At 39.2% G+C, this 11,448-nt stretch carries 7 protein-coding genes and 1 pseudogene; 5 read left to right on the forward strand and 3 right to left on the reverse strand.

Annotated elements, in window-relative coordinates:
- Positions 1-88: 88 nt before the first annotated feature.
- The 3 genes from H6A61_RS09060 to H6A61_RS09070 form a co-directional block, all read right to left on the reverse strand.
- The gene (locus tag H6A61_RS09060; RefSeq protein WP_204393012.1) at positions 89-2,539 is read right to left on the reverse strand and encodes a TIM-barrel domain-containing protein; all 2,451 of its coding nucleotides are present in this window, start codon (positions 2,537-2,539) and stop codon (positions 89-91) included.
- A 141-nt stretch (positions 2,540-2,680) separates the two neighbouring features.
- Complete coding sequence (locus tag H6A61_RS09065; protein ID WP_204393014.1) at positions 2,681-5,626, reverse strand: helix-turn-helix domain-containing protein; 2,946 nt, start codon at positions 5,624-5,626, stop codon at positions 2,681-2,683.
- Positions 5,626-6,516, reverse strand: coding sequence for an AraC family transcriptional regulator (locus H6A61_RS09070; RefSeq protein ID WP_204393016.1), 891 nt, complete (start codon positions 6,514-6,516; stop codon positions 5,626-5,628). The genes H6A61_RS09065 and H6A61_RS09070 overlap by 1 nt, the downstream gene beginning before the upstream one ends.
- Positions 6,517-6,642: 126 nt before the next feature.
- On the opposite strand from H6A61_RS09070, the gene H6A61_RS09075 reads away from it, so the two are divergent.
- The 5 genes and pseudogenes from H6A61_RS09075 to H6A61_RS15965 all read left to right on the forward strand — a co-directional run.
- Positions 6,643-8,121, forward strand: coding sequence for a rhamnulokinase (locus tag H6A61_RS09075; RefSeq protein ID WP_204393018.1), 1,479 nt, complete (start codon positions 6,643-6,645; stop codon positions 8,119-8,121).
- A gap of 36 nt (positions 8,122-8,157) precedes the next feature.
- Entirely contained in the window at positions 8,158-9,411 is a 1,254-nt protein-coding gene (locus tag H6A61_RS09080; protein WP_204393020.1) for an L-rhamnose isomerase, read from the forward strand.
- A 5-nt stretch (positions 9,412-9,416) separates the two neighbouring features.
- A complete protein-coding gene (gene rhaT / locus H6A61_RS09085; protein WP_204393022.1) occupies positions 9,417-10,442 on the forward strand; it encodes an L-rhamnose/proton symporter RhaT in 1,026 nt (341 codons plus the stop codon).
- A gap of 84 nt (positions 10,443-10,526) precedes the next feature.
- Positions 10,527-11,318: a rhamnulose-1-phosphate aldolase gene (gene rhaD / locus H6A61_RS09090; RefSeq protein WP_204393024.1), complete on the forward strand. Its 792-nt coding sequence runs from the start codon at positions 10,527-10,529 to the stop codon at positions 11,316-11,318.
- An 11-nt stretch (positions 11,319-11,329) separates the two neighbouring features.
- Positions 11,330-11,448: pseudogene (locus H6A61_RS15965) on the forward strand (lactaldehyde reductase); the annotation flags it as partial.

Raw genomic sequence — 11,448 nt, forward strand, 5'->3', positions numbered from 1 at the left:
TATAAACATAAATAGGAAAGTGAATATTACAATTTATACGCAATATTCACTTTCCTATATGGTTATAATAATAACTTTATTTGTACTATTATATCTTTACATTTATTTTCTTTCCGCTGTATGTAATGACTTTTTCTTTTCCGTCGGCTGTACGTATGGTAAAGTTACGTTTGGTCAGCATACCGTTATATTCACCTTTACGTGCATCAATTGTGAGAATACGTTTTGTGTCGTTCCATTTCATTTGTATTTCAGTGTATGCTCCGGATTCATAATTGTAATTGTCACCTTCGTCTTCATAAAGTGTAAATGTTCCGTCCGCTCCCGGATATACGTTTATTATCAGATTATCCCATTTCTTCTCGTTTGTATATTGCACATCCGGACCTATAGGTATGATGCTTCCTGCACGGACAAAAAGTGGTATTCTGTCAAGTGATGTCTTGATTTTCAATTTTTGTCCACCGTCGAAATCCTCGTTAGTCCAGTAATTATACCATTTGTTTCCTGATGGAAGATAAACTTCCATTTCTTTAGACTGTGTAAAGTCAACATTTAATGAAAGGTTTACCTGATTGTTTGTTGTCTTATTCCATCCTTCGTTCTCTTTTAAGATATTTTGTTTTTGTTCAGGTGTGTATTGCGCGTGAAGAACAGGCGCTACGAGGAATGCTTTTCCGAACATGTATTCGTTACCTATTTCCCATGTGTTTTTGTCATTTAGGAAATCCATGTAGAGGGCACGCATAAATGTTGACTGTCTGTGTGAAACCTCCCAGGCTGTAGAATAGATATAAGGCAGTAGGGAATAACGTAATTTCACAGCATCTACCAATGCGTCATAAACCGGTTCGCCGGCTTTGCCGTACCAGAAAAATTCACGGGGAGTGTCGGCACCGTGGCTACGCATCATCGGACAGAAAACTCCGAATTGTAACCAGCGTACATAAAGTTCCTGATACATTGGGTTTCTTGTGGCACTGGCATTTCCATTAGTGTTATATGAGCCGGCGAAAAAGCCTCCCAAATCAGAATTCCAATGTGGCATTCCTGTGAGTGAGAAGTTAAGTCCTGCAGTTATTTGTTTGCGGAACATATCCCATGATGACTGTACGTCGCCAGACCATACGTTTGAGGCATAACGTTGTTGTCCGAGGAAGCCTGAACGGGTTAATATGATAACACGTTTGTCGCTGGTTTCTGCACGCTGATGATCGTAAACACCTCCAACAGTCATAAGAGGATATGCATTGCGTACGCTGCGGTATGAACCTAAGTAAGTCTGGCGGTCAAAGTCGCTATCTTTCCAGTTGAAATGGTCTGGTTCTGTTGAATCCATCCACCATCCGTCCATACCTAATTGGAATATACCTTTGTTAAGGTAATCCCAGTAAATGTCACGTGCCTTAGGGTTGTAACAATCGTAAACTCTAACTCCTGATGGATATTCCATGTTTGGCGGCCAGCCTTCAACTCCTGATTGTGGCCATGTCTCTATGTTGAATAAGAGTCCTTCTTTATCTAATGTACGGTATGGTTTTGTTGCCGGTCCGAAAGAAGACCATATAGAAATCATCATATGCGCGTTCATTCCGTGTATGCTGTCAATCATGGCTTTAGGATTGTCGAAAGACGGATTGCGGAAGTCCATTGCATTCCACAGATAGTTATGTCCCCAGTATTGCCAGTCTTGTATGATGCAGTCTAATGGAATACCTAATTCTCTGTATTTTTTTACCACACCTACATTTTCTTCCTGGCTTTTGTATCTTTCCTTGCTCTGCATAAATCCGTAGCTCCACAGTGGCATCATCGGTACTTCTCCTGTCAAAGCACGTACTTGTGCTATAACTCCGTCGGCAGAACCACCATACATGAAGTAGTAATCAATGCAGTCTCCCACCTCGGAACTGAATGAGGTTTCATTTTCGTTGTCTGTATAAGTAGTCGCGGAATAATTGTCCCAAAATACTCCATAACCTTTTGTTGACTGAAAGATAGGTGACACATCTTCAACATTACCTTGAATTAATACTTTACTCATGTTGCGTTGCATCATCTGTCCGTTTTGTAACTGTCCCAGACCGTACAGTCCTTCTTCCTTATCTGTAATAAATCCCTGATAAACGGTATATGTATCTCTATCGGCATCCTTCATCGGAGTAAAAGGCTTTGAGTTTTCATTCTCTTTCAATAGAACAGTACCGTCTGTTTTGGCATAGGTTATTATACCATTTTCTGTATTGAGAGTAACAGTCAGTACAGGGCTTTTCATTACAATCTTGCTGTTGTCTGATGTGGCGATTTTTACTCCGGACTTATTCGGCTTTGCAATAACGGAGAGACTTTTCTTTTCTACAGTCTTTCCTAGCGGTGTCTTTAAAATTCTCAGACTGTTTGGAGTGAACCACTGAACTTCTACATCTATTTTTTTTTCATTGATGGAAGTCTTTATGCCGTTTTCTGTTTCCTGGTATTTTTGCGACCATACAAAAATCGGCAATGAACATAATGCTAAAATCAATAAACTTTTTCTCATGGTTTGTATGTTTGATTAAGAGATAATTTAATTACACTTTAAAATGTGGATTCAATGTTTTTCGTACATGCAAAATTATCATGATGGCATAAGAAAAAGTTGTAAATATGTTGCAGATAACAATATATTGGTTGAAATTTATCAATGCTTTTTCAGTTGTTGGACGTATTGTGAAGGACGTACACCAAATTCTTCCTGAAAACATTTACACAGATAACTTGAAGTGCTGAAGCCAACACTGTCTGCCACTTCGGCAACAGTATAACCTTTTTCCAGCAGTTGTGCTGCCCGTTTAAGACGAACGGAGCGTATAAAACTGGTAGGCGTTTTTCCAACCAAAGCTATCAACTTACGGTAAAGTCCAGTGCGGTCCATTCCCATGTCGCGACTTAGTGTTTCCACGGAGTATTCCTGATTGTCCAGATTCTGCTCTACATTTTTAAGGACTTTTCGTATAAATGCTTCGTCTGTTTCGCTTAAGAGTTCCTGTTTTTCTTCTTTCTCGTTGATAGTGTTTATTTGTTTCTTTCTCGTTTCTTGCTGTTCCAGCAATTGACGCATCTCAACAATCAGTACATCTAGGTTTATATTGTTTTCATCGGTCGGTATAGGCAATAATGCTCCTTTTGAAAGTTGCTTTACTAATGTTTGTAGTTCTGTAGCATTCTGACGAATAGACTGCAGTTGTAATTTGCTCCTTCCTTCGTCCATGTGCATAATTACAGCATCCAGAGGAGATATTATCTTTTTAATCGGTTCTTCCAGTTCCTGATTAATGTTTTGGATGAATGTTGTTTTCATTTCATCCAGTTTTTCTTTCTGTTCACGTATTATGCTTCGTTTCTTTTTTCTGATATATAGAAGTATGAAAGCTGCTATGCAGCTGCCGGCTAATATTATATAAACGGTATAAGCATATCCGGTTTTCCAGAACGGAGCTTTTACTCGTATTTTAAGCTCGGCATATTTATCTGTCCATCCTTTGCCGTTTCCTGTAGCGCGTACTTTGAATGTATAGTCACCGGGAGGCAAATCTGTGTAAGTGGCTCTTCCTCTACCGTCTGTTGAATGGATTTCCAGTTCTGTCTTGTCTATTCCGTTAAGTTGATAACGATAGTATGTCTGTGTCGGATTTATGTAGTTCATGGCGGCAAACTCTATTGTAAAGAAGTTCTGGTCATGGCGCAGAACAATCTCTTTTGTCGTTGTTATAGGATTTTTTAATATCTGCTTATCATGATAATACATTCCGTTGTTGATTTTCTCTCCAAACAGGTTAAATCCGACGAACAATGGCAAATAAGGGATTTCTTCTGTTTGTGCAGAAGATGTATTCAATATGTTGAAACCGTTAATACCACCCCAGTAGATGGTGTTGTCGGAAGTGATATAGACAGAACGTTCGCAAAACTCATCGGTTATGACTCCATCATATTGATTGAAGTTGACAAATGAGTATCCAAGCGAATCGGCTGTGTTTCTGTTCGCTTGCATGTTGCTTATTCCATTGGCAGTGGAAATCCATACGGAACTGTCAGGCGTTTGTATTATGCTACGGACTGAATTATTTACAAGGCCATCGGATGTGTGAAATCTGTGTTCTTTCCCGGTTTTCACATCCAGTAGCATAAGTCCGTCTTCTAATCCTATCCAAATTTTTCCACTTCCTGCCGTATAAATACAGTTGCAAGGATGACATGTCGGATGGAAATCGGTTTTATTGTTTTGTTTATCAAATATAAACCATCCGTCTCTGGTAATACCTACCAATAAATCTTTTCCGATTTTGGCAGTCTGAAGTATTCTTTTATTATTGAGGTTGTCGATTTTTTCTTCTTTAATTGTCGTTACCTTACCTTTATACACTGAAATGCTGCCTGATTTGGGGTTATATAAATAATTTCCTGTATCAGTCTTTACTATGATATCTTTGTTCTCAGTCTCTTCAAATCCTGTCACGTGCATTGAAGTTTCTTCAGGAAGAGAGAACATCACTTTTCCGATATTTTGAAAACGAAAACGGTTAGGATGGTAATATAGGATACCACGATTTAACGTACCTATCCACATTCCACCCTGAAGGTCATTGTACAGCGTGCTTATTTCTGTGTCAATTTTTCTACCGTCAACCAGTTTAAGTGTCTGTATGTATTGCTTTTCTTTCAGATCGGGTGAAATGTTGTAGAGTCCGTCATGTCCGCTAACCCAAATGCTGCCGTCGCGGTCAATGGAAAGATAGTTGAACCATGAGTCTGTGTTCATGACTATTTCCCAGTTCTTTTTATATATGTTGAAATTTAGCATTATGCCACCGCCTGTGCCATTACATAACTGATAAAACGAATCATGGCCTTGTACTACATACGAAGTATTTCCGTATAGTGCTTTGGGCAGGTCGGCCGGTACATTACGTCTGTACAATTCTTTTCCTGACACTATATCATGGCATATCAGCATTCCTGATTTGTAGAATAGATAAAGTTTGTCGTCTATTACTCCTAAATCATAAATCTGATCATTGTCCAGTGAAACCTTATTTTTGAAAATAAATGTATTTTTCCTGTCTTTACTTATGTGTAATAAATCGTCTTTTTCCGTGATAACCCATAAATCACTATATTTGTCCATGAACAAATCTTTCAACGGTGTGTTTATTCCCCATTCTCTGAATATGGAATCCGGACAATTCAGGAACTCTTCGCGTGTAATGTCGGCAACCATTAAAGTATGATTGTTCTTAACCCACACATATCCGCTGTTGTCAACATACGTATGGTTAAATCCAGAATATTCCGATAATCGGCATATGTTGTTCTTATTATAGTGAAGATATGTAAAGCTGGTTCCGTCGTATATGTTTATTTGTCCTTCTGTTGTTATCATCATACGTCCGTCTGGTAGTTGTGATATGTTTCTGACTTTATTGCCGGACAGTCCTTGTGATGCGTCCAATGGTGTGAAAACATAATGCTTTTCAGAAAAGACCGGTTCTGCTGCAAATATCCATAACAGGATTAAGAGTCTTAATGTTGCAGTATTTTTTATATCTATTTTTGTTAGTTTATATTTAATGTATTGTGCTTTCATTAATAGTATATCTTTTTATATTCAATAGGAGTAAATCCCGTATATTTCTTGAACACTTTTGAAAAATACGCTATATCGTCGAAACCAAGATAGTATGATACTTCCTTTATATTAGTGTCACTTCCCGACAATAACTGTTTGGCCTCCTGTATTTTCAGTTCTTGAATGTAATGTGCAGGCGATACTCCTGTGTAGTCTTTGAAGAGTTTGCGAAACCATGAATAACTCATGTTTATCTTGGAAGCTACATCTTCAGCTGTTATTCCTTTCAGCAGATTTTCCCTTATAATGATTTTGGCTTTGTCTATTTGTTCTTCAGTAGCAGTGTCGAAACATCTGTTATAATCATAATACATTGTCATACCAAGAATCAGATTTGCTATTCCTGCTAGATATTGCTGGCAGGCAGCTTTTTCTTCATTGGCAACCTTTATGGCTTGATTATATAGGTTTACAATATTGTCCTGTACTCCTATCCTGTATATTATTTGTTCTTTGTTGAAGAAATTGTTTTTGAATCTGTTGTCCATGTTTGCTCCTTCGAAACCGATCCACATTTCAGTCCATCCTGTTTTCTTATCAGGCATGTAGCTGTGCCATTGGTTCGGTCGAAGTATAATCATATCTCCTTCCTTAATTTCCATGCTATCCTCAGGTGAAGTGAAAAATATCCCTTTACCTTTTATTATATATAGAAGTTGATAGCTGTCCAGTTTCCTGCCACGCGACGGTGTGAAGAAAAATTGTGCCGGATGACCTGTACGGGGCGGGTATGTTTCGTAGTTCTTTTCAATAGTTTCACATCCTACGGTATTGACAGTTATTCCCCAGTCCTCATCACGTTGGCTGCTTATAAGATATTTATAGTTTTTCGTAAAATTGTTTTTCATTATATCGTGGTTTTTGCAAAGATATGTAATTCCATCAAATCTTCCATTTCTAACATCATTTTTTACCTGTTGTTTCTTTCCTGAGTCTGTACATTTGCAACATAATCAAAGTTAACCATTGTTTTTATGAAAGTAAACTATTTTATCGCATTCGATTTAGGCGCCACAAGTGGCAGAACTATACTTGGAAAACTGGAGGGGGAGAAGTTGACCTTGGAAGAAATAACACGTTTTCCAAATCAGATGTTGCAGTGGAATGGACATTTCTATTGGAACATTTATTCATTGTATGAAAATCTTAAGAAAGGATTTACAGAAGTAGCCCGTAAGGGAGTTCCTGTAACATCGGCAGGTATTGATACCTGGGGAGTGGATATCGTATGTGTAAACCCGGATGGAGAATTGTGTGGCATACCATACGCATACAGAGATCCGCAGACTATCGGAAAGAAAGAGGAATATTTCGATAAAGTTATGAACTCCAAGGATGTGTATATGCGCAGCGGCATACAGCACATGGATTTCAATACAATCTTTCAGCTTTATGTGATGAACGAGCGTAAATGTAATTCAATGCAGAACGCAGATAAAATACTTTTTATTCCGGATGCATTGAACTATATGCTTACAGGAAAGGAAGTGACAGAATATACCATAGCATCTACTTCTGGTTTGCTTAATCCGGAGTCAAGAGATTGGGATGATGAGTTGCTTAAGAGTGTTGGAGTGTATAGAGAAAAGTGGGCTCCTATTGTAAAGCCTGGTACTGTAATTGGAAATATTACTGACGAATTGGCGGAAGAACTCCAGATACAGCCTGTGCCAGTTGTAGCTGTAGCCGAACATGATACGGCTTCCGCAGTGGCTGCAATTCCTGCATTGGATAAGAATTTTGCTTATCTCAGCTCAGGTACATGGTCACTTATGGGTATTGAAACAGAACATCCGGTGGTAAATGAAAAGACTGCTGAATACAATATTACAAATGAAGGAGGAGTAGATGGTACAATCAGACTCCTGAAGAATATTACCGGTATGTGGATAGTGGAACAGTGTCTGAAACGTTGGAAGAAGGACGGTATAGAATATTCTTATCCTGATATGGTCAAGATGGCTTCCGAAGCAGAGGCCTTCAAATGCTTTATCAATCCTGATGATGCTTTGTTTGTTAATCCTGCAGATATGCCGGAAGCTGTCAATGAATACTGTAAGAGAACAGGACAGACCGCACCTCAGAGTCATGCCGCTTATATTAGAATGATTTTTGAGAGCCTTGCAATGAAGTATCGCGAAACACTTGATGTGTTCAAGACTTTGGCAGAGAATCCTATAGAGAAACTTCATGTCATAGGAGGAGGTTCAAGAAATGCACTTCTTAATCAGTTTACTTCAAATGCTATAGGACTTCCTGTTATTGCAGGTCCTGCTGAGGCTTCATCTGTAGGAAATATCATGCTACAGGCCAAGGCTGCGGGAATTGTAAATTCACTTCAGGAAATGAGAAATGTAATTTCTGCAAACGTAGAGCTTTCCACATATAATCCTATGGATTCAGAAAACTGGAATGAAGCATATCAGAAGTATTTGGAAATCATAAACAAGTAATAAAATAAAAATCATAAACTTATAAACTCAAAAACCATGAAAGAAGAATTAATAGTAAAATCTTACGAGATCGCAAAAGAACGTTATGCAGCATTAGGTGTAGATACAGACAAAGTATTGGAACAGATGCAGAATTTCCACCTTTCACTTCATTGCTGGCAGGCTGATGATGTAGCTGGTTTTGAAGTACAGGCAGGACAGCTTAGCGGAGGAATTCAGGCTACAGGTAATTATCCTGGCAAGGCAAGAAACATTGACGAACTTCGTGCTGACATCATAAAGGCTAAATCAATGATTCCGGGAACACACCGTCTGAATCTTCATGAAATATATGGTGATTTTCAGGGTAAGGTAGTTGACCGTGATGAAGTTGACACAACTCATTTTCAAAGCTGGATAGAATGGGGTAAGGAAAACGATATGAAGCTTGACTTCAACACTACATGTTTCGGACATCCGAAGAGTGGAAACCTTTCACTTTCAAATCCGGATAAGGGTATTCGTGATTTCTGGATTGAACATAGCAAACGTTGCCGTGCCATTGCAGAAGATATGGGTAAAGCTCAGGGCGATCCATGTATCATGAACGTATGGGTACACGACGGTAGCAAGGATATTACTGTAAACCGTATGAAGTATCGTGAAAACCTCAAGAACTCGCTTGACGAGATTTTCGCTACTGAATATAAGAACATGAAAGACTGTATCGAATCAAAAGTGTTCGGTATCGGACTTGAAAGCTACACTGTAGGTTCAAATGAATTCTATGTAGCATACGGAGCACAGAACAATAAGATGGTGACTCTTGATACAGGTCACTTCCATCCGACTGAAAGTGTGGCAGATAAAGTGTCTTCACTTCTGCTTTATGTTCCGGAACTGATGCTTCACGTAAGCCGTCCTGTTCGTTGGGACTCAGACCATGTAACTATAATGGACGATCCTACACTCGATCTGTTCAGTGAAATCGTTCGTTGTGATGCTCTCGACAGAGTTCATTACGGTCTTGACTATTTCGATGCTTCAATCAACCGTATCGGTGCATACGTAATCGGTAGCCGTGCTGCACAGAAGAGTATGACACGTGCATTGCTTGAACCACTTGTAAAACTTCGCGAATATGAGGCAAACGACATGGGATTCCAGCGTCTGGCTCTTCTTGAAGAAGCTAAAGCGTTACCTTGGAATGCAGTCTATGATATGTTCTGCCTGAAGAATGGTGTACCTGTAGGCAATGAATTTATTGCAGAAGTAGAAAAATACGAAGCTGAGGTTACTTCAAAACGTTGATAACGATGGATGTTTTATTAGGTTTATTAATAATAGCCATAGGCAGCTTTGGCCAGTCCAGTTCTTACGTTCCAATCAAGAAAATCAAGTCTTGGGAATGGGAAAACTTCTGGTTGGTACAAGGTATATTCGCCTGGTTGGTATTTCCACTTCTCGGAGCACTCTTGGCAGTGCCCGAGGGTGGTTCCCTTTTTTCGTTACTATCCTCCGGAGGAGCACTGAAGGCAATAGTATATGGAGTGTTGTGGGGAATTGGCGGACTTACATTCGGGTTAAGCATGCGCTATCTTGGCGTGGCTTTAGGCCAGTCTATTTCTTTAGGTACATGTGCGGCTTTCGGTACATTGTTCCCTGCACTTATGGCCGGTACAGATTTGTTTCATGGCGAAGGACTTGTACTACTTTTAGGTGTATGTATCACTCTTGCCGGTATAGCTGTTATCGGTTATAGCGGTTCTCTTCGCTCGCAGTCAATGAGTGAAGAAGAAAAGAAAGCGGCAGTTAAAGACTTTGCCCTTACCAAGGGACTTCTTGTAGCTCTTCTAGCCGGAGTTATGAGTGCATGTTTCGCACTTGGACTTGATGCGGGAACTCCTATTAAGGAGGCTGCCTTATCAGCCGGTGTCAATCCTCTTTATGCCGGATTGCCTGTTATTCTGTTGGTTACTTTTGGTGGTTTCCTTACCAATGCAGCTTATTGTTTCTGGCAGAATATAAAGAATGGAACTACGAAAGACTATTTCAAGGTCTCTCCATCACTGTTTATCAACAATGTATTGTTCTGCATGCTTGCAGGAGTATTATGGTATTCACAGTTCTTCGGTCTGGAAATGGGTAAAAGCTTCTTTACCGACAATGCTGTCCTTATGGCATTTGCCTGGAGCATACTTATGTCGCTTAATGTTGTCTTTTCGAATTTATGGGGAATTATCCTGCGCGAATGGGCAGGGGCAGACCGCAAGACTCTTGTTACTTTAGGTATAGGTCTATTGATTTTGATATTCTCAATCTTCTTCCCTTCATTGGTTTAGAAGATTTTTAAACGGTGTTTAAATAGTGTTTAAACAGTATTTAAACCAAAATACTTACAAACTCAAAAACTTAAAAACTCAAATATGGTTTACAACAATTCAATTTCAGAAATTATCTCCCAGATAGCTGAAGTAGCCGGTTACCTTTGGGAACGCGGATGGGCTGAACGTAATGGCGGTAATATATCTTATAATATTACAGATGTAGTGGACGAGACAATAACTTCCCTAAAACCGCTTGGTGAAGCAATTGTACTTCCACAGCCAGTAAAGAACTTATGCAACAATTATTTTATAGTGACAGGCACTGGAAAAAGAATGCGTTATGTACATTCTAATCCTATGAAGAATATGTCAATAATACGTATATCTGCAGACGGTACATATTATGACATCATTGCAGAAGAATATATACGTCCTACTTCAGAATTACCTTCACATCTGATGATACATGACTATCTTCTTGGAAAAGGTAGAAATAATAAGGTCGTTGTTCATACACACCCTATAGAACTCGTAGCAATGACTCATAATCCTGCTTTCCTTGAGAAAGACGTATTGAGCAAGATACTTTGGAGTATGATACCGGAAACACGTGCTTTCTGTCCGAAAGGTTTAGGAATAGCAAGATATCAGTTACCAGGCTCGGTAGTCCTTGCAGAGGAAACTATCAGACAGCTTGACGAATATGATGTCGTAATGTGGGAAAAACACGGTGCCGTAGCTATTGGCGAGGATTTGATTGAGGCATTCGATATGATAGATACATTATCAAAATCAGCCAAGATCTATGAGTCTGCTTGTTCAATGGGATTTGTACCAAAAGGAATGACAGACGAACAGATGGACGAACTTAAAAGAGTATTTAACCTGTAAAATTCATTATTATGGTAAATAGATTTGTATTGAACGAAGTATCTTACTTCGGTCCCGGAGCCAGAGAAGTGCTTCCAAAAGAAATATCACGTCTTGGCTTGAAAAAGGCTTTTGTAGCTACAGACAAGGA

The organism is Bacteroides caecigallinarum, from assembly GCF_016901995.1.
Lineage (GTDB): Bacteria > Bacteroidota > Bacteroidia > Bacteroidales > Bacteroidaceae > Phocaeicola > Phocaeicola cellulolyticus.

What these genes read in the sequence shown, in the direction of transcription:
- H6A61_RS09060 (WP_204393012.1), bottom strand. Translation starts at nt 2,539, where the DNA reads ATGAGAAAAAGTTTATTGATTTTAGCATTATGTTCATTGCCGATTTTT.
- H6A61_RS09065 (WP_204393014.1), bottom strand. Translation starts at nt 5,626, where the DNA reads ATGAAAGCACAATACATTAAATATAAACTAACAAAAATAGATATAAAA.
- H6A61_RS09070 (WP_204393016.1), bottom strand. Translation starts at nt 6,516, where the DNA reads ATGAAAAACAATTTTACGAAAAACTATAAATATCTTATAAGCAGCCAA.
- H6A61_RS09075 (WP_204393018.1), top strand. Translation starts at nt 6,643, where the DNA reads ATGAAAGTAAACTATTTTATCGCATTCGATTTAGGCGCCACAAGTGGC.
- H6A61_RS09080 (WP_204393020.1), top strand. Translation starts at nt 8,158, where the DNA reads ATGAAAGAAGAATTAATAGTAAAATCTTACGAGATCGCAAAAGAACGT.
- rhaT (WP_204393022.1), top strand. Translation starts at nt 9,417, where the DNA reads ATGGATGTTTTATTAGGTTTATTAATAATAGCCATAGGCAGCTTTGGC.
- rhaD (WP_204393024.1), top strand. Translation starts at nt 10,527, where the DNA reads ATGGTTTACAACAATTCAATTTCAGAAATTATCTCCCAGATAGCTGAA.